The organism is Rhodococcus sp. 14-2470-1a, from assembly GCF_002259425.1.
Taxonomy (GTDB): Bacteria; Actinomycetota; Actinomycetes; order Mycobacteriales; family Mycobacteriaceae; genus Rhodococcoides; species Rhodococcoides fascians_E.
In genome coordinates this window covers 279,953-299,926 of sequence record NZ_NPFZ01000024.1, presented here as the reverse complement: position 1 = coordinate 299,926, position 19,974 = coordinate 279,953, and the positions used below count along the sequence as shown (strand labels likewise).

The 19,974-nt window shown below is 64.4% G+C and carries 24 protein-coding genes; 17 read left to right on the top strand and 7 right to left on the bottom strand.

What is annotated here, in order from left to right:
* Positions 1-191 precede the first annotated feature (191 nt).
* Positions 192-1,091 (top strand): glycoside hydrolase family 16 protein, encoded by a 900-nt coding sequence (locus CH292_RS12735; protein WP_080738117.1) that lies wholly within the window; start codon positions 192-194, stop codon positions 1,089-1,091.
* Between the two features lie 98 nt (positions 1,092-1,189).
* Positions 1,190-2,167 carry a triacylglycerol lipase gene (locus CH292_RS12730; RefSeq protein ID WP_094654881.1) on the top strand — a complete coding sequence of 326 codons (978 nt, stop codon included), beginning with the start codon at positions 1,190-1,192 and terminating at the stop codon, positions 2,165-2,167.
* Between the two features lie 24 nt (positions 2,168-2,191).
* Here CH292_RS12730 and aac(3) read toward each other — a convergent pair whose 3' ends face one another.
* Both aac(3) and CH292_RS12720 read right to left on the bottom strand, forming a co-directional pair.
* Complete coding sequence (gene aac(3) / locus CH292_RS12725; RefSeq protein WP_033188893.1) at positions 2,192-2,989, bottom strand: aminoglycoside 3-N-acetyltransferase; 798 nt, start codon at positions 2,987-2,989, stop codon at positions 2,192-2,194.
* Positions 2,990-3,000: 11 nt separating this feature from the next.
* Positions 3,001-3,213, bottom strand: a complete 213-nt coding sequence (locus tag CH292_RS12720) for a DUF2945 domain-containing protein (protein ID WP_019665609.1) — start codon at positions 3,211-3,213, stop codon at positions 3,001-3,003.
* Positions 3,214-3,344: 131 nt separating this feature from the next.
* Between CH292_RS12720 and CH292_RS12715 the strand changes: the two genes are divergently transcribed.
* The 5 genes from CH292_RS12715 to CH292_RS12695 all read left to right on the top strand — a co-directional run bounded on the left by CH292_RS12715 (position 3,345) and on the right by CH292_RS12695 (position 8,395).
* Positions 3,345-4,910: a GMC family oxidoreductase gene (locus CH292_RS12715; protein ID WP_033188892.1), complete on the top strand. Its 1,566-nt coding sequence runs from the start codon at positions 3,345-3,347 to the stop codon at positions 4,908-4,910.
* A gap of 356 nt (positions 4,911-5,266) precedes the next feature.
* Entirely contained in the window at positions 5,267-5,953 is a 687-nt protein-coding gene (locus CH292_RS12710; protein ID WP_033188891.1) for a hypothetical protein, read from the top strand.
* Positions 5,953-7,248: a molybdopterin-dependent oxidoreductase gene (locus CH292_RS12705; protein ID WP_256978090.1), complete on the top strand. Its 1,296-nt coding sequence runs from the start codon at positions 5,953-5,955 to the stop codon at positions 7,246-7,248. The genes CH292_RS12710 and CH292_RS12705 overlap by 1 nt, the downstream gene beginning before the upstream one ends.
* Positions 7,245-7,724 (top strand): hypothetical protein, encoded by a 480-nt coding sequence (locus tag CH292_RS12700; protein ID WP_037184183.1) that lies wholly within the window; start codon positions 7,245-7,247, stop codon positions 7,722-7,724. The genes CH292_RS12705 and CH292_RS12700 overlap by 4 nt, the downstream gene beginning before the upstream one ends.
* The gene (locus tag CH292_RS12695; protein WP_033188889.1) at positions 7,721-8,395 is read left to right on the top strand and encodes a methyltransferase domain-containing protein; all 675 of its coding nucleotides are present in this window, start codon (positions 7,721-7,723) and stop codon (positions 8,393-8,395) included. The genes CH292_RS12700 and CH292_RS12695 overlap by 4 nt, the downstream gene beginning before the upstream one ends.
* Here CH292_RS12695 and CH292_RS12690 read toward each other — a convergent pair.
* Positions 8,371-9,741 (bottom strand): hypothetical protein, encoded by a 1,371-nt coding sequence (locus tag CH292_RS12690; protein WP_037158842.1) that lies wholly within the window; start codon positions 9,739-9,741, stop codon positions 8,371-8,373. The two genes, CH292_RS12695 and CH292_RS12690, sit on opposite strands and share 25 nt — an antisense overlap.
* A 16-nt stretch (positions 9,742-9,757) precedes the next feature.
* On the opposite strand from CH292_RS12690, the gene CH292_RS12685 reads away from it, so the two are divergent.
* From CH292_RS12685 to CH292_RS28895, 8 genes are read left to right on the top strand one after another with little or no spacing between them, the layout of a single operon-like run.
* Positions 9,758-10,549, top strand: coding sequence for an S-methyl-5'-thioadenosine phosphorylase (locus tag CH292_RS12685; RefSeq protein ID WP_020110502.1), 792 nt, complete (start codon positions 9,758-9,760; stop codon positions 10,547-10,549).
* The gene (locus tag CH292_RS12680) at positions 10,546-11,613 is read left to right on the top strand and encodes an NAD(P)-dependent oxidoreductase (RefSeq protein WP_094654880.1); all 1,068 of its coding nucleotides are present in this window, start codon (positions 10,546-10,548) and stop codon (positions 11,611-11,613) included. The genes CH292_RS12685 and CH292_RS12680 overlap by 4 nt, the downstream gene beginning before the upstream one ends.
* The gene (locus CH292_RS12675) at positions 11,597-12,244 is read left to right on the top strand and encodes a glycosyltransferase family 2 protein (protein WP_094654879.1); all 648 of its coding nucleotides are present in this window, start codon (positions 11,597-11,599) and stop codon (positions 12,242-12,244) included. The genes CH292_RS12680 and CH292_RS12675 overlap by 17 nt, the downstream gene beginning before the upstream one ends.
* Entirely contained in the window at positions 12,241-12,903 is a 663-nt protein-coding gene (locus CH292_RS12670) for a DUF2064 domain-containing protein (RefSeq protein WP_094654878.1), read from the top strand. Before CH292_RS12675 ends, CH292_RS12670 begins: the two co-directional genes overlap by 4 nt.
* Positions 12,904-12,929: 26 nt before the next feature.
* Positions 12,930-13,385, top strand: a complete 456-nt coding sequence (locus tag CH292_RS12665; RefSeq protein ID WP_094628780.1) for a hypothetical protein — start codon at positions 12,930-12,932, stop codon at positions 13,383-13,385.
* A gap of 34 nt (positions 13,386-13,419) precedes the next feature.
* Complete coding sequence (locus CH292_RS12660; protein ID WP_094628782.1) at positions 13,420-13,836, top strand: helix-turn-helix domain-containing protein; 417 nt, start codon at positions 13,420-13,422, stop codon at positions 13,834-13,836.
* Positions 13,833-14,174 carry a DUF4180 domain-containing protein gene (locus CH292_RS12655; RefSeq protein ID WP_020110498.1) on the top strand — a complete coding sequence of 114 codons (342 nt, stop codon included), beginning with the start codon at positions 13,833-13,835 and terminating at the stop codon, positions 14,172-14,174. Before CH292_RS12660 ends, CH292_RS12655 begins: the two co-directional genes overlap by 4 nt.
* Positions 14,175-14,219: 45 nt before the next feature.
* On the top strand, positions 14,220-14,381 hold the full coding sequence (locus CH292_RS28895) for a hypothetical protein (RefSeq protein WP_019665594.1): 162 nt from the start codon (positions 14,220-14,222) through the stop codon (positions 14,379-14,381).
* Positions 14,382-14,398: 17 nt separating this feature from the next.
* Here the strand turns inward: CH292_RS28895 and CH292_RS12650 are convergent, their stop codons facing one another.
* Positions 14,399-14,833 (bottom strand): MarR family transcriptional regulator, encoded by a 435-nt coding sequence (locus tag CH292_RS12650; RefSeq protein ID WP_019665593.1) that lies wholly within the window; start codon positions 14,831-14,833, stop codon positions 14,399-14,401.
* 81 nt (positions 14,834-14,914) lie between these two features.
* On the opposite strand from CH292_RS12650, the gene CH292_RS12645 reads away from it, so the two are divergent.
* Together CH292_RS12645 and CH292_RS12640 are read left to right on the top strand one after the other, a co-directional pair.
* Positions 14,915-15,538 (top strand): bifunctional 2-polyprenyl-6-hydroxyphenol methylase/3-demethylubiquinol 3-O-methyltransferase UbiG, encoded by a 624-nt coding sequence (locus CH292_RS12645; RefSeq protein WP_094654877.1) that lies wholly within the window; start codon positions 14,915-14,917, stop codon positions 15,536-15,538.
* Between the two features lie 93 nt (positions 15,539-15,631).
* A complete protein-coding gene (locus CH292_RS12640) occupies positions 15,632-17,467 on the top strand; it encodes an acyl-CoA dehydrogenase (protein WP_020110495.1) in 1,836 nt (611 codons plus the stop codon).
* A 132-nt stretch (positions 17,468-17,599) separates the two neighbouring features.
* Here CH292_RS12640 and CH292_RS12635 read toward each other — a convergent pair whose 3' ends face one another.
* The 3 genes from CH292_RS12635 to CH292_RS12625 are packed head-to-tail and all read right to left on the bottom strand — an operon-like array spanning position 17,600 to position 19,823.
* Positions 17,600-18,817 (bottom strand): bifunctional 3,4-dihydroxy-2-butanone-4-phosphate synthase/GTP cyclohydrolase II, encoded by a 1,218-nt coding sequence (locus tag CH292_RS12635; protein WP_033188883.1) that lies wholly within the window; start codon positions 18,815-18,817, stop codon positions 17,600-17,602.
* Positions 18,817-19,317: a flavin reductase family protein gene (locus CH292_RS12630; protein ID WP_020110493.1), complete on the bottom strand. Its 501-nt coding sequence runs from the start codon at positions 19,315-19,317 to the stop codon at positions 18,817-18,819. Before CH292_RS12630 ends, CH292_RS12635 begins: the two co-directional genes overlap by 1 nt.
* Complete coding sequence (locus CH292_RS12625; protein ID WP_019665586.1) at positions 19,314-19,823, bottom strand: NADPH-dependent FMN reductase; 510 nt, start codon at positions 19,821-19,823, stop codon at positions 19,314-19,316. The genes CH292_RS12630 and CH292_RS12625 overlap by 4 nt, the downstream gene beginning before the upstream one ends.
* Positions 19,824-19,974 lie beyond the last annotated feature (151 nt).

Here is a 19,974-nt window from a genome sequence, read left to right as displayed (position 1 = left end):
CGGTCCTCGAGTGTCGAATTCGAGAACTCGACCGTTAATTCGGCGGAATCGACCCTCGCATCGAGAACAAATATTCACATTTCGCTTTCCAGTGCAGTAGGCAGGCTGCATTGTGTTAGACATCCCTCGTGCTTTTGTTACCCCTCGACAATTGATACGAAGGACCCGAAATGAAGTGGTTCGCTCTCGTAATGGCCCCGATCCTGATTGCGGCGCCTTATACATATCCGTTTCCCACCTACCCGCGACCGACGGTGTTTCCCAAACCTCCGACCACCACGGCGCCACCGCCCACGACGACAGCCCCTCCTCCCGTCACCACGGCCACTCCACCGCCGAGCGGCGGGCAGACGACCGTGCTCTGGGAGGACCAGTTCAACGGGTCGGGCGCCGTCGATCCTGGAAAGTGGGGTTTCCAAACCGGCAGGTGGGGCGCAACTTCGGGGGAGCAGCAGTACTACACCAACTCGACCAACAACGCGTCGGTCGCGGGTGGCTCGCTGAACATCACGGCCAGGAGGGAAACGACTCCGGACCGCAAGCCCGCGCCGAACAACTTCACCAGCGCTCGTGTCGTGAGCTTCGGAAAACAATCCGTAACCCCGCCAGTGCGACTGGAAGCATCCATAAAGATGCCTCGTGCGGCCGGATTACTACCCGCTTTCTGGTTACTCGGCCTCGAACCGGGCAATGAATACAATTGGCCGCGTCAGGGTGAAATCGACGTCGTGGAAATTCCCGGCACAAATGGTCCCTCTTTCAATCTGCACGGTCCGGCGCGTAACAACTCCAGCACCGACGTCAAGACCGGCAGCGGAATGAGCCCGATTTCCGACGGCTTTCACACCTATCGGGTCGACTGGTTCCCTGACCGAATCACCTGGTTCGTGGACGGTGTCCAGAAGTTCACCGTGACGAAGAGCGACTACGAAGCCAAAGGGGGCAACTGGAAGCCGTTCTCCGGCGCATGGCCTCACTACGTCCTGTTCAACGTGGCAGTCGGCAACGACTGGGTCGGCAAAGCCCCTGCATCGACTCCGTTTCCGCAAACCATGAGCATCGACTGGGTCAAGGCAAGTCGTATCAATTGATTCGACTGTGATACGTCAGTAAAACAAACTCGTTTCATTGGTACATCGCACAGCGCATCGGCATAGGGTCGAGAGGAACCCACAAATCGAGGTGCTGTGTGAGCTACCGATTCTCGACGACGTCGACCGCCACCGTTCTGCTCCTGTTCGCCGCGTTCGGCGGCATCGCTCATGCTGCGCCGCCGAACGCTCCGGACGTACCGGGGCCCGCCCAGAGCACTCATGCCGATGCGATCGCGTACGCGGCGAACCACCCCGATTCGGTGCCTCCCGGCATGAACCCGACGAACTGCGTCCCGTCGGCAGAGCATCCGAATCCGGTCATCCTGGTCCACGGCACCGACGCGTCGGTCTACGCGGACTGGGCCGCACTGTCGCCCGCGCTGGCATCGGCCGGCTACTGCGTCTACGGACTGAACTACGGCGCCTCGCCGGACGGAACCAGCTTCGGCTACACCGACATTCGCGGTAGTGCCGCGCAGCTGCAGGACTTCGCCGACGGTGTTCTGTCCGCTACCGGCGCCGAGCAGGTCGATCTGGTCGGATACTCGCAGGGCGCGGCCGTCACCCGATACTTCACCAACCGCCTCGGCGGAGCGGACGTCGTCGACAAGTGGATCGGCATCGCGTCCCCCGCCTACGGTGGAACCGCCTACGGAGTGTCACCGGCTATCCAGGCCGTGCCGAGCGCCACGCGACTGGTGTCCAGCGAGTTCGGCCCCGCCCTGGTCCAACTGATCGAGGGCTCGACATTCCTCCAGGACCTCAACGCAGGCGGTGACACCGTCCCCGGCGTCGAATACACCAGTATCGCCACCGACGTCGACGAGGTCATCCAGCCGTACACCAATGCGCTGCTTCGTGATCCGGACGCCCGCAACATCGTGGTGCAGGACGTGTGCCCTCAGAACAACGTCGCGCACTTCACGTTCACCTACGACCCGACGACCATCGCTCTCGTTCTCGGCGCCCTCGACCCCGGCGCTGGAATCGTCCCACCGTGCACACCGGTTCCGATCGGTGCCGGCGTTCTGGACGTGGTGATCGCCAGCAACGCGCCGCCGCCCGCCGGATGATGGGCGGCGACGCCGATCGCGCACTCACCGCGCCGCGTGACGTTCCAACCAGTCGATCCCGAACGCCGTGATGGGTCCGGCGTCGACGACCACGCTCTCCGCGAGCCCCACCAGCCCACGAGCTCCGGCTCCGGTCGCGAGAAACTCCCGGACCACCGTCGCGAAGTAATCGTCGTCCAGGCCGGCCACCACGGGATCGGACGTGTCGAACTCCTCGGACCAACGCCAGACGGTCTCGCCGTCCGGACCTCGAAACGGGTACTCACGCCTCACCCGGCGCTTGGCCGGAACATCGGCCAACGCCTCCGCGTGATGCAGCACCGTCATCGTGTCCAGCGGCGCACCGACCATCAACACTCTGCCGCCGGCCCGGACCAGACGGGCGAACGGCGAATCCGGGCCGTAACCGTTGTCCAACGGGTGATCACGCGTGAACTCGTCGGCCCTCGCACCCAGCGCAGCGACCGAGGCGCCCGGGTTTGCGCTCCGGAGGACCCCCGGCCTGGTACCGATCGTCGACGCGAGTATCCCGTGGTCTCGCGCCGCCCGCGCGGTCGAAGGATCGAACGGCGGAACATGGGGCCGAATGTCGGCCGCAACGGTGCCGTCGGGACCCCAGATGTCGAGGCCCAACTCCCAGTCCTGATACGAGAGAACGGTTCCCGACGGCCCGACGACGTCCAGAATCGCATCGACCAGTGCGTCGGGGCCACCGAGGATCGTCCCGACGCTTCCGCACGCGGCATGCACCATCACGGCGTCGCCGCCTCGAATACCCAGGGCGCGGACGTCCGCGCCGAGGCTCGCTCGCGTAGCGATCATGGACGACGACCCTAGGGTGTGTCGACCTCACTGTCGAGCTTGAGCACCCGCTGCCCGTCGGACTGTTCGATCAGGTAGGCGGGCGTCTTCTCGGTCCCGTTCCTGGTGATCTCGCTACCCGAGATCTTTCTGGTCACCTTGTCGGTGTGGACCTCGACGATCTTGCCCTCGGCAGTGCCCTGTCCCCAGTTCCACTGCACGGTCGTGCCTTTTCGGTGCGTCATGCCGCCGGACTACCCCATCCGGGGAATTCGATGCATCACCCACCCGGCCGCCCTCTACCCGACCGAAAAACGGTCGCAGCGGGCGTCACGACTGCTACCTTTCCCTCGAGCGCTGCGAAGAGGGGAAACGAATGTCACTGGTTGCAGATTACGTCGTGGTCGGCGCAGGTTCCTCGGGCGCGGTGCTCGCGAACCGGCTCAGCGCAGACCCGCGGAACACTGTCGTCCTGCTCGAAGCAGGGCCGGAGGACAAGAACAAGTTCGCGCACATCCCCGCAGCCTTCTCCAAGCTGTTCCGCAGCGAGGTCGACTGGGACTACGACTCCGAGCCGCAACCGGAGCTCAAGGGCCGCAGTATCTTCTGGCCACGAGGCAAGATGCTCGGTGGATCCTCGTCGATGAACGCCATGATGTGGGTTCGCGGTTTCGCGGCCGACTACGACGAGTGGGCATCGCTGTCGGACTCGTCGTGGTCCTTCGAGAAAATCGTCCCGTACTTCCGCAAGATCGAGTCCATCGAAGGAACGACGGCACTCGACGCCGGCACGACCGGGCCGTTGATCGTCTCGCACCAGCGAAGCCCGCGCGCACTCACCGCCAAGTTCCTCGAGGCCGTCGAACAGGCAGGTTATCCGGTGGAACCGCCGAACCTGCCCGAGCCCAAGGGTTTCTCGCAGACCATGGTCAACCAGAAGCGCGGAGCCCGCTGGAGCACAGCGGACGCCTACCTGGCGCCCATTCGCAAACGGAAGAATCTGACCGTCCTGACCGAGGCGCAGGCCACCAGGATCGTGTTCGACGGTTCGGCCGCGGTCGGCGTCGAGTACGTGTCCGGTGGCCACACCCAGACGGTGCGAGCGGCCCGCGAGGTGGTGCTCGCCGGTGGCGCGATCAACAGCCCGCACCTGCTGATGCTCTCTGGAATCGGCGACCGTACGGTTCTGCAGAACCTCGGCATCACCGTCCAGCATCACGCGCCCGAGGTGGGCCGTAACCTCACCGACCACCTCGCAGCGCTCATCGGCTGGAGCGTCGACAGCGATTCCTTGTTCTTCGCCGAGAAGATCCCCGAACTTCTGAACTACCTGATTCGCAGGCGCGGAATGCTGACGTCGAACGTCGCCGAGGCCTACGGTTTCATCAAGAGCAGAGACGACCTCGCTCTGCCCGACGTCGAACTGATCTATGCCCCCGCCCCGTTCTTCGACGAGGGGCTGATCGCACCCGACGCCCACGCCGCCGTCATCGGCTCCGTCCTGCTCCGTCCGCGCAGCCGTGGGGAGATCACGCTGCGCACTGCCGATCCGTTAGCGAAGCCGATCATCGATCCGCGATACCTCAGCGACGGTGACGGCGCCGACCGCGCAGCCATGCTGGAGGGACTGCGCGTGTGCAACGAGATCGCGTCCCAGCCTGCGCTGACAGGTCTGCTCGGCGACATAGTCCGCCCTCGCGACGCCGGCGATCTTCTGTCCGAGGCGCTCGAGCAGAATGCGCACACCCTCTACCACCCCACCAGCACCTGCCGGATGGGCAACGACACCTCCAGCGTCGTCACGCCCGACCTCAGAGTGCGCGGCGTCGCCAACCTCCGGGTGGCGGACGCGTCGATCATGCCGACCATCATCCGTGGCCACACACACGCACCCAGCGTCGTGATCGGCGAAAAAGCGTCGGACATGATCCTGCGGGGCTGACCTGCTCGCTCGAGCGTGCCGTAAAGAAACCGGACAGTAGGATAGGGCCCATTTCGGAGGCCGTACATAACGGATCGGTAACGCCACGGTGTCGAACAGGACACGGCACCACTACGAGTGGTCGAATCGGACATTCTGGGCACACGAGTCGTCTCGGACGTGAGAGTCTTTGTGTACCAAAGCCATATGAACGGTTCGGCAGCGGCGGACAGAGCAAAAGCGTGTGGGTTCGGTCGATCTTTTGCGCCCAAATCGCCTCTGTTTCACAAATGGTCGAAGACCTCACCCATCCGGTACCGACCCGGTGGCGAATTACAGACAACGCTCAAGACATGAGCACGAAAGGTAGACATACAATGACCTCCATCCGTAAAGTCATGGCCGCCACCGCAATTGGCGCACTCACTCTCGTACCTCTCGCCGCATGCTCGTCCGACGATTCCTCGTCCACCACGGAATCCACGTCGTCGGCCGCTGCCGAGACCACCGAGTCGACACCCGAGCCCGTGGCAGAGGTCGACGACCTCTCGAACGGCGTCAGCACCGCAGTCCTACTGGACCCCGGCTTCACCGGCGCTCTCACCACCCTCGGACTCACCCCGGGCGTCATCGGAACCGCCACTCTCGCAGACGGTTCCATCAGCTTCCCGATCACCGGCGGAGACGTGAAGTACTGGGAGCCCGGCACGGTCGATCCCTACGTTCAGGGTGAAATCATGCACGACGGAAGCGGTCTGTCGCTCACCGCAGGGGACACCGTCGTCGAGCTGACCGACTTCGACATCGACCCGGGCACCTCGCTGCTGACCGGCAACGTGTCCGTCAACGGTGAAGTCGCTGCAGAAGACGCAGTCATCTTCGACCTCGACGGCCGCACCCTGAACCCGTTGGCGACCGGCCCCGACAACACCGCGATCCTGCAGGGCACGCAGGTCAAGATCTCGGAGACCGCTGCCGGCCTGCTCAACGACACCTTCCAGACCGATGCTGTCACCCCCGGCCTGCTCGTGGGCGTTGCCACCATCACCATCGCCACGGCGTAATGACCGAACCCGAACGCGCGGGATCACCGCTCCAGGTGGCCTCGCGCGTTCGGCGTCGTCGCCCCACCCCTCCCACGTTCCGTAGCCCCCTGCGGGGGCCGTGGCTGACGTCCGTCTTCGGCGCCGTACTGCTGCTCGGCCTGCCCATCGTCATGATCACGGGACTGCTGTCCTACATGGCGTACGGCCCGCAGTTCGGTCAAGCGATGCCGGCCGACGTCGGCTTTCTTCGTCTCCCCCACTTCGATTGGCCCACCGACCCGGCCTGGCTGTACCGACTCACGCAGGGACTGCACGTCGGCCTCGGTCTGATTCTCGTACCCGTCGTCCTCGCCAAACTGTGGTCTGTCATCCCGAAACTGTTCACCGTACCTCCGGTTCGCTCGGTAGCCTCTGCGTTGGAACGACTTTCGCTGATCGCACTCGTCGGCGGCATCATCTTCGAGACGGCCACGGGCGTCCTCAACATCCAGTACGACTACATCTTCGGCTTCAGCTTCTATACTGCGCATTACTGGGGCGCATGGGTGTTCATCGCCGGATTCGTCAGCCACGCCGTCATCAAGATCCCGACGATGGTGACGGCGCTGCGCTCCCGATCCCTGATGCAGGTGCTCCAAGACAAACAGACACAACAGGAGACCGGCGAGTCCGAACTGATCGCCGAGGACCCCGACGAACCGACGATCAGCCGCCGCGGGGCACTTGCACTCGTCGGCGGAGGCGCACTGTTCATCGCCGTGCTCACGGTAGGTCAAACCACCGGCGGCGTCCTCCGCACTGCCGCAATTCTCCTACCGCGCGGCCGATCCTACGGTGATGGACCGAACGACTTCCAAATCAATCGCACGGCCGTCGCTGCAGGAATCGGCGCCGAGAACACCGGCTCCGACTGGCGCCTCGCCATCTCCGGTGGCAGCACGCCGCTGACGTTGAGCCGAGAGCAACTCCTGAACATGGAGCAACACACCGCCGAACTACCGATCGCCTGCGTGGAAGGGTGGTCGACAGTGCAGACCTGGACCGGGGTCCGCCTCCGCGACCTCGCCGCCGCTGCGGGCGCGAAGAACATCGCCTCGACTCTGGTCACCTCGGTCGAGACCAACGGGCCGTTCCGTCAGGCCACCTTGCAATCCAACCAGTCGCTCCACCCCGACTCGCTCCTGGCGCTGCAGGTGAACGGTGCCGACCTCTCCCTGGATCACGGTTATCCGGCACGCATCATCGTCCCCGCCACGCCGGGCGTGCACAACACCAAATGGGTGGCGAGCATCGAATTCAGGTCCGCATCATGAGACGTCTCTACGGCGCGGGTCCGCTGCACCTGCTGCTCATGGGTTTCGTGTTCGCCCTCATCGGTTATGTCGTCCACGTGGCCGGCATCGCAACCTTCTGGAACCGCGATGTGTGGTGGCAATCCATCGCGGTGTGGTTCGCGGGCGCCGTCGTGCTCCACGACCTCGTGCTGGTGCCCCTGTACTCGATCGTCGACCGGGCACTGCGCGCTTTGTCGCGTCTACTACGCCCGAGTGTCCCTGTGCTGAACCACATCCGGATACCCGCGCTCGGCGCGGCCCTCACCTTCGCGCTGTTCTTCCCCGGAATCATCGAGCAAGGCTCCGACACCTACCGAACCGCGACGGGCCTCACCCAGGAGCCGTACCTCGTCCGTTGGTTGTTGCTGACCGCCGCCCTGTTCGGCGCCAGCGCGGTCCTCTACACCGTTCGAATCGCAACATCGCATCGTGCACGAAACAGGAGAGAATCATGACACTCACCGCGGACGAGATGTTCGGCCGCGCCGCATCGGGTCTCCCCTGTTGGATGGGGTACTCCGACGGTTCACGTGCGGCGCTGCCGACCGCACGATGGATGGGCGGCGCTTCGGCGAGCCAGGAAGACCTCGCCGCCGATCACGAGATGCTGCGGCACTGCGTCGGACCGACGCTCGATCTCGGCTGCGGCCCAGGCCGCCTCACCGAAAGCCTCGTACGTCGCGGCGTCTCGTCCCTCGGGGTCGACACATCACGGAAAGCCGTCGACCTCACCGTGGGACGTGGTGGGCGCGCCGTTCTACGTGACCTGTTCGACGCACTCCCCGACGCGGGCCGATGGGCGTCCGTACTCCTCGCCGACGGAAACATCGGCATCGGCGGAGACCCGGTGCGCCTGCTGCGCCGCGCCGCCGAACTGATCCGACCCGACGGCACGGTCATCGCCGAGGTCGACGCGCCCGGATCGAATCACGTGATCGAGCAATCCGTTCGATGGGAAACCGACACGACATTCGGCGAGTGGTTCGCATGGGCCCGAGTCAGCGTCGACGCGACGGCCGACCTCGCACACGCCGCGGGCCTCACCGTCGTCGACGTCGCACCCGTTCACGGACGGTACTTCGCGCGCATGAGCCTGGCGGATCACCAATTCGTGAACAGCAGATGATTGATCGCGAGTGCGGCGACCACCTGCAGTGCCAACCAGAACTTGTGCGAACGCTGCGGCAGAACAGCAGGAGCAAGCAACATCCACATCGCGAACGGAAGCCAGATACGTTCGGTCTCGGCCTTGCTCAGCTGACTCAGGTCAGCCATCACCACCGCCGCGAGGCCGGCGAGGACCAGCAGATTGATCGGCTGCAGCCGCGTGAAGATCCTGGGCAGCGCAGCCGGAACAGCCAGGCCCAGTGCACAGAACAACGCAGCGAAGTTCGCCCAACCCCAGTATGCGAACGGACGATCCGTCGCGATGCCCTGGTAGTAACGCTCTTGGACCAACTCGTAACCGTCGAACCACCAGAATCCGTAGGCCGTGAACACCGCCGTGACGACGAGCGCACCCGCCACAGCTCCGACGAGCGGCCACGCTGTGCGCGCCGCGATCAGAACAGCCACCGCGGGCAGGCCCATCAAGACCAAACCGTAGTTGAGGTAGATCCCGAAGCCGAGCAGCACACCAGCAGCCACGGACGCGGGCCAGAGAAGTCTCGAGTTCTTCCGTGTCGATACGGCCAGCAACGCGATACCCCAGGCAACGACGCCCATGTAGAAGGCGTCCGCGGACACCGCGACCCAGATCGCAGCGGGCGCGAGCACCACGAAGGGCGCTGCCCGACGGGCCATGGTCTCGTCGCCCAGGGCACGGACGGTCACCAGAACCGCTGCGGCAGCACTGGTTCCGACGAGGACACACAGCGACGCCGCCCACGCTCCACCGCTCAGCCCGAGCCGATCGAGCCACACGAACGTCAGCAGAGCGCCCGGCGGGTGACCGGACACGTGGGTGGTCCAGGAATCGACCTGGTAGTCCAGAATGCGATCGGAGAAGCCTCTCAGCGTCTCCGGGATGTCGGTGATGCCGGGTACCTCGTGCAGATACTCGTCGGTGGACGCGAGTCGATCGACGAATCCTCTACGCCATCCGTCGATCATCGCCAGCGACATCGTCCACGCCGCCGACGATCCCCACACCACGAACAGCAGCCGACGCCACGGCAGGCGTCGCGCCAACTCCGGTCCCCACAGAACACCGGCGATCGCAACGACAATCGCGAACGGGGTGCCCCACCCGTAATGAGGCTCGCGGAAGCCGAAAAGCGGTGCAGCGTCCGCAAAATCACGAACCTGCTGCGGTGTCCGGTTGATGATCGGGGTGATCAGTTCGTTTCCCAGGTACGGTACGACGAATGCCACCGCGACCAGCACGGCGGCGAGTCCGCCTGCCAGAGCTTCTCTCCAGTATCGGATAACGTCCACCCATTTCTCGTGCGATACAGCGTCGCCCTGAAGCATAGAAGAGAATGACACCATGAGTTCACGACAACGAGCGGACATCGCCGTCATCGGCGGCAGCGGCTTCTACTCGTTCTTCGGGCCCGACGCCGAAAGTATCGAGATGGACACCCCGTACGGAGCGCCGAGCGGCCCCATCACCGTCGGCGACGTCGACGGCCGACCGGTCGCGTTTCTGCCTCGTCACGGAGCGAACCACGAGTACTCACCCCACACACTGCCGTACCGCGCGAACATGTGGGCACTGCGAATGCTCGGCGTCGGTCGAGTCTTCGCGCCGTGCGCCGTCGGCAGCCTCGTTCCCGAGTACGGGCCGGGAACCGTGGTGGTGCCGGACCAGCTGGTGGACCGAACCAGTGGGCGCGTGCAGACCTACTTCGACCGCGGCGGAGTACACGTGGAGTTCGCCGATCCCTACTGCGGCGACCTACGCGCCGCAGCACTGCAGGACGGGGTGGTCGACGGCGGCACCATGGTGGTCGTCGAAGGGCCTCGCTTCTCCACTCGCGCCGAAAGCCAGTGGTTCGCTCGACAGGGATGGACCCTGGTCAACATGACCGGCCATCCCGAAGCCGTGCTCGCCCGAGAATTGGAGCTCTGCTACACCCCGATCGCCCTCGTCACGGACCTCGACGCAGGAATCGAAACCGGGCAGGGCGTCCGAGCCGTCGATGTCTTCGCGGAATTCCAGAAGAACATCGAACCGTTGAAAGCACTGGTGCGCAGCGCTGTCAACGCCGCGCTGATGGGTCCGTGCGAGTCCTGCCGGGTCCACGACGGCGTGACGCTGCCGATCGAGCTGCCATGACCCGCGTCCTTCTCACCGGCGCAGCCGGTTTCATCGGCGGACACATACGATCGGCGCTCGAACCGAATCACGACGTCGTCGCCATCGACGCGATGCTCGCGTCGGCTCACGGCCACAGCCTAGATTCCAGCAGCGTCGATTCGAGCAGCGACATCACCCGAGTCGACGTGCGCGATCACGCTGCGTTGGTCGAGCTTCTGGCGAGCGTCGACGTCGTGTGCCACCAAGCTGCCGTCGTCGGCGCAGGCGTGGACTCCGCCGATGCGCCTGCCTACGCCAGCCACAACGATTTCGGGACCGCCGTTCTGCTCGCAGCGATGGCAGAAACCGGCTGCACCAGACTGGTGTTGGCATCGTCGATGGTCGTGTACGGCGAAGGAAAATACCGCAACGCCGCCGGCGACCTCGTAGTGCCGGGGCCCCGTACGAGGTTGGCGGACGGCATCTTCCAGAACACCGACCCCGCCACCGGCGAGGTCCTGGACTGGGCACTCGTGGAGGAAGACTCGGAGCTGCGGCCACGCAGCACCTATGCAGCGAGCAAGGTAGCCCAGGAGAACTACGCCCTCGCCTGGTCGCTCGCCACCGGCGGTTCGGTGACCGCACTGCGGTACCACAACGTGTACGGGCCTCACATGCCGAGAAACACCCCGTACTCCGGAGTCGCCGCAATGTTCAGGTCCTCGCTCGAAGCCGGCAAGGCTCCCCAGGTCTACGAGGACGGGCACCAGGCGCGAGACTTCGTACACGTCAGCGACATCGCCGCCGCAAACACCGCAGCCATCGACGCCGCATTACCGGGATTCACTGCCCTGAACGTCTCGTCCGGGCACCCGATCACCATCGGGGAAGTAGCCTCCACGCTGTCCGACGCCTGCCGCGGCCCGGCCCCACAGATCACCGGCCAGTATCGACCGGGCGATGTGCGACACATCGTCGCCAGTCCTGAAAAAGCCGAAAGGACACTCGGATTCGTCGCCGCAGTGTCCCCGGAACAGGGCCTCCGCGAGTTCGCGACAGCACCACTGCGCGACGCGGAAGGCACCGGTGCACCTCGTGTCTGACGTGACGGTCGTCCTGCCGTGCATGAACGAAGCAGGATCACTTCCCGGCGTGCTGGCACGAATTCCCACCGGGTACGTCGCGCTCGTCGTCGACAACAACTCCACCGACGGCACCGCGGACGTCGCGAAAGCACACGGCGCCACCGTGGTACACGAATCCGTTCCCGGATACGGATCGGCAGTGCACGCAGGGGTGCTCGCAGCAACAACCGACATCGTCTGCGTGATGGACGGAGACGGGTCGATGGATCCGCAGGATCTCCCTGCCCTGGTGAGCGCGCTGGAGACCGCCGACCTGGTCGTCGGCCGTAGACAGTCCGGCCACTCCCCACTGCACGCACGGCTCGGGAATGCCGTTCTCTCCCTCCGACTGCGAACCAAGTACTCGCTACCGGTCCACGACCTCGGCGCGGTGCGGGCGACACACCGACGAACACTGCTGGACCTGAACGTGACCGACCGACGATCGGGATACCCCCTGCAACTTCTGGTGCTCGCATCCAAGGCCGGGCTGACCGTCCGCGAACTGGACGTCACCTACAATCCGCGAACCGCCGGTAAATCGAAGGTATCCGGCTCGATCAAGGGGACGATCGTTGCCACACTGGACTTCTGGAAGGTGTTGTCATGAAGGTCACCGCCCTGGTCGTCGCTAAATCCCCCGTTCCCGGATTGGCCAAGACAAGGCTCGCCGCAACCCTCGGCACCGACGCCGCCGCCGACATCGCCGCCGCCGCACTGCTCGACACCCTCGACGCAGTGTCCGCCGCAAACTTCGATCACCGCGTCGTCGCCATCACCGGCGACCTCGACAAAGCAAGCCGCCGAGAAGAATTGGAAGCGGCACTGGCGTCGTACACCGTGGTGAGGCAGCGCGGCGACGGGTTCGCCGAGCGCCTGATCCATGCACACGAGGACGCGTCGGGTACCCCTGTCTTCCAGATCGGAATGGACACCCCACAGATCACCGCGGACCTGCTCGACGCGTCGGCGATGCACCTGACGGAACCGGAGCAGTCGGTGCTCGGTCTCGCCGAGGACGGTGGATGGTGGGCACTGGGACTGCCGAATGCCGCTCTTGCCCAGGCGTTACGAGACGTTCCCATGTCCACGCCCACCACCGGAGCCTCGACGCGCACCGCACTGGAGAACTTGGGCGCTCGCGTGCGGACCCTGGCCGTCCTGCGCGACGTCGATCACGAGAGCGACCTGCAGTACGTGGCCGCGGAGTGCGCGTCGGGCAGTCGTTTTCGGGCCGCGGCCGAGCGTTACGTACCGCGTCTGCAATGATCGATGGATGCTCTCGGAGAACACCAGTGTCTGACAAGAAACCTGCTCGGATCCGGTTTCCCCGTCGGCTGAGACAGGTCGATCCCGCGCGCCGCGGAATCGTCCTCGCGTGGCTGGCCTTCACCGTCACGTTCGGCGGGGCCAGGTTGGTCACGTGGCTGATCCAGATCGACACCCGCGGCGTCGGCGATCTCAGTGCCGGCGGGGTTCACCTGCACCACTATCTGTGGGGAATTCTCCTGCTGGCGGCGGTCGCGATCTTCGGGTTGGTCGACCGCAGCCCGAGAACTCGCTCGTGGATGGGCATCGTACTCGGCATTGCGTTGGGACTGATCGTCGACGAAGCAGCTCTTCTCATCACACTCGAGGACGTGTACTGGCAGAACGAAGGTTGGTCGTCGATTGCCATTGCGGTGACCCTGATCGGCGTCGTCGGAAGTGCTCTGGTGCTCACGCGTAGCGGGGCGACCACCGAAGACTGACCTGAAATTCCCTCATAGGGTATTTTGGGGAATTGTGGCGAACGACTTCTATACCGCCGAGCAAGTCGCCGAACTACTCGGCCTTCACGTCCGGACGGTGCGCAACTACATCCAGGACGGACGTCTGCCCGCCGTCAGAATCGGCAAGCAATACCGCATCACCCCCGCCGGCCTGGCGGCACTCACCAGTGGCGACTCCCCTGCGTCGGAGATCGGCGTCGACGTGACGAGCATCGTCGACGCCACCGCCATCGACGAGCACACTGCCTCGCGTCTCGCACTGTTTCTCTCCACCGCCGCCACCGGCCGTGGTCCGAGCGCTCGGCGGCTTCGGATCGACACCGCATACGACACATCGACGTCGACGCTGAAGATCGTCGTCTTCGGCGGTGCAGGCGACGTCGCCGAGGTTCTGCGCTTGATCGACACCTTCATCGAGGGAAGCCGATGAACGTTCTCCACGTCTCCGCCGACGGACACCCGATCGGTACGGAACAGGACGCACTGGACATCGTCGGCGAGGCATTCGGCATCGAGGCGCGCGTCGCCGTGGTCCCGGTGCAGCGGCTGATGCCGGAATTCTTCGATCTCAGCACCCGCCTCGCCGGTGAATTCGTACAGAAACTAGTGAACTACCGGATTCTCCTCGTCATCGAAGGCGATATCCAGCCATATACCGAGGTCAGCGAGCCGCTACGCGCATTCGTGGCCGAATCCAATCGGGGCCGACACATATGGTTCGTTCCCAATCGGTTATCGCTCCAGGACCGGATTGCAACAATCCGATAGCCGCTTTCGCAGTCATTTCTCAGGACCAAGTGCTACAAACAATGTGTGACCGGGGTACTCATAGGCGTGGCGATCTGGATGGCGATGGCTCTCGTCGTCGCCGTCGTGCTGGGTCGGGTCTCTCAGCGCGCGGACAGCGAAGAACTCGGATCGACCCTGAGCTGGGACACCGACGAGATCGACGAGGCCGTACAGCACGACCGGTAGACGCCGCTTCCGAGCGCCTACTCGTTCTTCTCCACGATTTCCGTCAGGATCTGTGCCGCCTCTGCGAGCGTGGCGCGCTCGTCGTCGCTGAGCTCACCCAGTCTCTCGGCAAGTACCCGCTCACGCTCGGCGACGTCAGTGTCCGCCACAGCCCGTCCCGAGTCCGTCAGGGTCAGAACCACCTGTCTCCGATCGGTCGCGTGCGGCACACGCTCGAGTAAACCCATCTCCACCAGGGCGTGCGACGATCTCGACACCGACGGCGGTTTGATCCGCTCACGCACGGCCAGCTCGCCCGTGGTCATCGGACCTTCCCGAAAGAGGGTCGTCAGGATCGACAGCTGAGCGACGGGAATTCGGTCGCTGGCGTGCCGCAGACGAAGCCGACGATTCAGACGCATTGCCGACACCGACAGGTCCCTGGCCAGGTGCGTGTCCGATTCCGAGCTCATCCCGACAGGTTAGCGTGCCGAACGAACGGGGCGCGCACGGCCGACCCTCCGAGCGCGCAGATCCTGCGGCATCATCGGGGGATGGATGCCGAAGACTGGGACCGCAAGTACGAACGCCGTGACGCCGTCCCCGGCGAACCGCCCAACCAGACACTCGTCGAGATCGCGACGTCGCTTCCCCGTGGACGCGCCCTGGACCTGGCGTGCGGCGCCGGACGCAACTCCATCTGGCTGGCCACGCGGGGGTGGGAGGTGACCGGCGTCGACTTCTCGTCGGTGGCACTCACCCGAGCACACCGCGTCGCGTCGGCGTCGCCTGCATCCGTCCGAAACAGGCTCACCTGGGTCCACGCGGATGTGACGACCGTCCTACCGGAACCGGAATACGACCTGGTTCTCGCGCTCTATCTACATCTACCCCACGAGCAACGCCGCAAAGCAATCTCGACGGCACTCGATGCGCTGAAACCTGATGGAATCCTCATGATTCTCGGTCACCATTCGAACAACATCACCGATGGAGTGGGCGGACCCCAGGAAGTCGAACTACTCTATACGCCAGAGGAATTGGCAATCGACGTCGGCGATCGAGCCGTCGTGAACCTCTGCGAAACAAGGTTCAGAACGACAGACAGCGGTACCGCAATCGATTCGTTACTACTCGCCAGTAGGTCCCGCCTTGGCAGCGCGAATGAACGGGGGTAATATGCCTCTATGTTACCGACGAGTAGCTATACCGAGTAGCTAGATGCTTGGGCGGTACTCACGAGACCGCACCACCGACTGGAGAGCGACGCAATGGGCCATTACAAGAGCAACCTTCGGGATCTCGAGTTCAACCTCTTCGAGCTGTTCGGGCTCGACGAGTCCCTCGCAGGTGACAACTTCGGAGACCTCGACGGCGAAGCCGCACGCGACATGCTGCGCGAGGTAGTACGCCTGTCCGAGGGTCCCCTCGCCGAATCCTTCGCCGACGCGGACCGCAACCCGCCGGTGTTCGACCCGGAAACCCACACCCTGAAGCTGCCGGACTCGTTCAAGAAGTCCTTCAAGGCCCTCTACGACGGTGAATGGTGGCGCGTCGGCCTCGACGACGAGGTCGGCGGCATCGCCGCTCCCCGCAACCTCGGCTGGGCACTCAACGAAATGCTGCTCGGCTCCCAGCCGGCCGCGTTCATGTACTCCGCCGGACCCTCCTTCGCCAACGTCCTGTTCCACAACGGAACCGACGAGCAGAAGGAATGGGCCAAGGTCATCGTCGAACGCCAGTGGGGCGCCACCATGGTCCTCACCGAGCCCGACGCCGGATCCGACGTCGGCGCCGGACGCACCAAGGCCATCAAGCAGGAAGACGGCTCCTGGCACATCGAGGGGGTCAAGCGCTTCATCACCTCGGCAGTGTCCGACGACCTGTTCGAGAACATCTTCCACCTCGTTCTCGCCCGCCCCGAAGGCGCAGGACCCGGCACCAAGGGCCTCAGCCTGTTCTTCGTCCCGAACACCCACTTCGACTTCGAGAAGGGTGAACTCGGCGAGCGCAACGGCGTCTTCGTCACCGGCGTCGAACACAAGATGGGACTCAAGGCGTCGGCGACGTGCGAGCTCACCTTCGGCGGACACGGAATCCCCGCGCAGGGCTGGCTCGTCGGCGAGGTACACAAGGGCATCGCGCAGATGTTCGACGTCATCGAACACGCACGAATGATGGTCGGCACCAAGGCAATCGCCACCCTCTCCACCGGCTACCTCAACGCTCTCGACTACGCGAAGCAGCGCGTCCAGGGCGCCGACCTGACGCAGATGACCGACAAGGCAGCACCGCGCGTCACCATCACGCATCACCCCGACGTCCGTCGCAGCCTCATCACGCAGAAGGCATACGCCGAAGGCCTGCGTGCTGTGTACCTGTACACCGCCGCTCACCAGAACCCGATCACGGCCAAGCAGGTCTCCGACGCCGACGAGGACATCGCCTACCGCGTCAACGACCTGCTGCTCCCGATCGTCAAGGGCGTCGGCTCCGAGATCGCCTACCGTCAGCTGGCCGAGAGCCTGCAGACCCTCGGCGGCTCCGGCTTCCTGCAGGACTACCCGATCGAGCAGTACATCCGCGACTCGAAGATCGACTCGCTGTACGAAGGAACCACTGCCATCCAGGCGCAGGACTTCTTCTTCCGCAAGATCGCTCGCGACCGCGGCGTTGCACTCGCTCACGTTGCCGGACAGATCAAGTCGTTCATCGACAGCGAAGCAGGCAACGGCCGGCTCAAGGCAGAGCGCGCGCTTCTCGCCACCGCACTCGAGGACGTGCAGGCCATCGTCACAACGATGACCCAGCAGCTCATGGGTGCACAGGAACAGCCCACCGAGCTCTACAAGGTCGGCCTCGCATCGGTGCGCTTCCTCATGGCATTCGGCGATCTGCTCATCGGATGGCTCCTGCTCCGTCAGTCCGAGATCGCCATCACGGCACTCGACAACGGCGCCGAAGGTAAGGAAAAGGCGTTCTACGAAGGCAAGATCGGCGTCGCGTCGTTCTTCGCCAAGAATATCCTGCCCGAGCTCACCGCAACGCGGAACATCCTCGCCAACATCGACCTCGACGTCATGGAACTCGACGAAGCAGCATTCTGATCCCTGCTGTCACCACGGCCGCACCCTCGCCCGAGGGTGCGGCCGTTGTCGTCGGTGCAGACGCTCACCTGTGGGCCGGACGCTCACCCAGGTGCTGGCACTCGGCCGTGCGTCCGGCACGTAGGTGAGCGTTCACATGCTCTGCTCCAAGTGCCCCGGGAGCAGATGGCCCATTCGGTCACGTTTGGTTTCGAGGTAACGCACGTTCGCGGGTGCGGCTCCGACGAGCAGTGGAATGACGGCGGTCACGGCGATACCGTTCTCCCGCAACCCATCCACCTTCAGCGGGTTGTTGGTGAGCAACCGGACGTCGGCCACCTCGAGGTCGTCGAGAATGGCTGCGGCACCGCCGTATTCTCGACCGTCGGCCAGTTCGTCGAGTTCGAGGTTGGCCTGCATCGTGTCGAAGCCCTGATCCTGCAGTCGGTAGGCAGCGAGCTTCTTGAGCAGACCGATGCCGCGACCCTCGTGTCCGCGGAGGTAGACCACAACGCCACCTTCGCGGGAGACTCGCGCCAATGCAGCGTCGAGCTGTGGTCCGCATTCACATCGTTGGGACGAAAAAGATTCGCCGGTCAGGCATTCGGAGTGAACACGGACTATCGGTGACCCGGCGAGCTCACCCTTGACCAGTGCGATGTGTTCGGCCCCGGTCTCCTTGTCCGCATATCCGATTGCTCGGAATTCACCGTGCGCGGTCGTCAAGACCGTCTCTGCCACTCGTTCGACGCGTCGCGGAGCGGGAACTGCCGTCACTCCGTGTGCCAGCCGGTAGTTGATCAGCTGTTCGATGGTCAGTACCGGAAGCTGCATCCGACGACCCAGAAGCTCGATGTCCGGGAAGGTCATCATCGTCCCGTCATCGGCGACGAGCTCGGCGATGACGCCGACCGCGGGCACTCCCGCCAAGCTGCACAGATCGACGGCGGCCTCGGTGTGTCCCGGACGTTCGAGCACTCCACCGGGGCGCGCACGCAGTGGGATGACATGCCCGGGCCTGATCAAATCGGTTGCGCTGGAGGACGGATCGGCCAGCACCTGTAGAGTGCGGGCGCGATCGGCTGCGGAAATACCCGTCGTCACGCCCTCGGCAGCGTCCACCGTCACGGTGTAGGCCGTTTTCTTCGGATCCTGGTTGTCCGCCACCATCGGCGGCAGCTCCAATGCGTCGGCGCGTGCTCCGGACATCGGCGCGCACAGCAATCCCGAGGTGTTGCGGATGGTCCACGCCGTCCATTCGGGCGTCACCCGATCCGCAGCGAGGATGACATCGCCTTCGTTCTCACGCCGTGCGTCGTCGGTCACCAGTACGGGTTTGCCTGCACGGAGTGCGTCGAGCGCTTCCTTCATCACTGCTCGACCTCCACGGCCAGGCGACGGAACTTGCTGCCGTGAAACACGATCGGCGCAACGTCCTTGATCTCGAGTTCGTTGATCCGCATCAACACGATCGCGTGATCACCTGCGGGGACCTCCTCGGTGACGGTTGCGTCCAACCACATGCTCGCACCGCCGATGAACACGGCACCGTCCTCGGTGGTGGTCACGTCCAGACCTTCGAATCGGTTGCCGGTCTTCGCGGCCAGCGTCCGAGCAGCGACATCGTGTGCCTCACCGAGGACGCTGATACCGATGCGATCCGCGGCCGCGAACTTGGGCCAGGTCGTCGACGTGTTCTGAACGCAGAAAGCAACCAGAGGCGGGTCGATCGAGACCGACACGAAGCTACTGGCCGCCATACCCACTGGAACACCATCGATTTCGGCACACAGCGCTACGACGCCACTGGGAAATTGGCCGAAAGCCGAACGGAGAACGGCCGAGTCGAGGGAAGTGGTAGCGAGAGTCATGAGATGTCCGTTCGTGTCGTGACCGCGTCGGTCAACACGCGGCCCCAGCGTGCGACGTAATCGGCAATTGCGGTGTCCGTTGTGTACGTGGTGTCGATCAGATAGAGACCGGGAGCGGGAGTGACAGCGCCCAGTTCGACGAGTGTGTGCTTGAGAAACAGATCAGGCGCCATGGCGTGCGCTGGGCCTGCGCCGAGCATCACCGGCACGACGACTACGTTCTCCAGCCCTGTCCCGGTTGCGAACTGATCGAGAAAAAGTTTCAGCACACCGGTGTAGGTCGCCTTGAAGGTCGGGCTCGCCACCACCACGAGGTCCGAGCCGCGGACCGACTCGACTGCGGACGCCACACCGGCGTCGCCCCACCCGAGTAGGCCTGGACCGAGGGTGATGACGTCGATGATCTCGTCGACCTCACGGCCGGCCACGGCCTCGGCGACGAGGCGCGCAGCGTCCAACGTCCGAGAGCCGGGTTTCGGGTTGCCTGCAACCACTGTCAGTTTCACTTCGGGCCTCCAGCCACATCGATTCCTGATGTGACTGCTACTCAACACCGAGGTCGTGTCGAATATGCAACCCGAATGTGGCGGACGTATTGCGCCGCGCCGGTGCCTCCACGCCGTGCAACCGACCAGGGCATGAGCCCGCAGCCGGCCG

Bases quoted from the DNA above. Each gene is read 5' to 3' on its own strand.
- CH292_RS12690 (WP_037158842.1), bottom strand. From the start codon at position 9,741: ATGCTTCAGGGCGACGCTGTATCGCACGAGAAATGGGTGGACGTTATC.
- CH292_RS12720 (WP_019665609.1), bottom strand. From the start codon at position 3,213: ATGACGCACCGAAAAGGCACGACCGTGCAGTGGAACTGGGGACAGGGC.
- CH292_RS12710 (WP_033188891.1), top strand. From the start codon at position 5,267: ATGACCTCCATCCGTAAAGTCATGGCCGCCACCGCAATTGGCGCACTC.
- CH292_RS12635 (WP_033188883.1), bottom strand. From the start codon at position 18,817: ATGAAGGAAGCGCTCGACGCACTCCGTGCAGGCAAACCCGTACTGGTG.
- CH292_RS12670 (WP_094654878.1), top strand. From the start codon at position 12,241: ATGAAGGTCACCGCCCTGGTCGTCGCTAAATCCCCCGTTCCCGGATTG.
- CH292_RS12685 (WP_020110502.1), top strand. From the start codon at position 9,758: ATGAGTTCACGACAACGAGCGGACATCGCCGTCATCGGCGGCAGCGGC.
- CH292_RS12680 (WP_094654880.1), top strand. From the start codon at position 10,546: ATGACCCGCGTCCTTCTCACCGGCGCAGCCGGTTTCATCGGCGGACAC.
- CH292_RS12735 (WP_080738117.1), top strand. From the start codon at position 192: ATGGCCCCGATCCTGATTGCGGCGCCTTATACATATCCGTTTCCCACC.
- CH292_RS12715 (WP_033188892.1), top strand. From the start codon at position 3,345: ATGTCACTGGTTGCAGATTACGTCGTGGTCGGCGCAGGTTCCTCGGGC.
- CH292_RS12640 (WP_020110495.1), top strand. From the start codon at position 15,632: ATGGGCCATTACAAGAGCAACCTTCGGGATCTCGAGTTCAACCTCTTC.
- CH292_RS12645 (WP_094654877.1), top strand. From the start codon at position 14,915: ATGGATGCCGAAGACTGGGACCGCAAGTACGAACGCCGTGACGCCGTC.
- CH292_RS12695 (WP_033188889.1), top strand. From the start codon at position 7,721: ATGACACTCACCGCGGACGAGATGTTCGGCCGCGCCGCATCGGGTCTC.
- CH292_RS12630 (WP_020110493.1), bottom strand. From the start codon at position 19,317: ATGACTCTCGCTACCACTTCCCTCGACTCGGCCGTTCTCCGTTCGGCT.
- CH292_RS12700 (WP_037184183.1), top strand. From the start codon at position 7,245: ATGAGACGTCTCTACGGCGCGGGTCCGCTGCACCTGCTGCTCATGGGT.
- CH292_RS12705 (WP_256978090.1), top strand. From the start codon at position 5,953: ATGACCGAACCCGAACGCGCGGGATCACCGCTCCAGGTGGCCTCGCGC.
- CH292_RS12655 (WP_020110498.1), top strand. From the start codon at position 13,833: ATGAACGTTCTCCACGTCTCCGCCGACGGACACCCGATCGGTACGGAA.
- CH292_RS12650 (WP_019665593.1), bottom strand. From the start codon at position 14,833: ATGAGCTCGGAATCGGACACGCACCTGGCCAGGGACCTGTCGGTGTCG.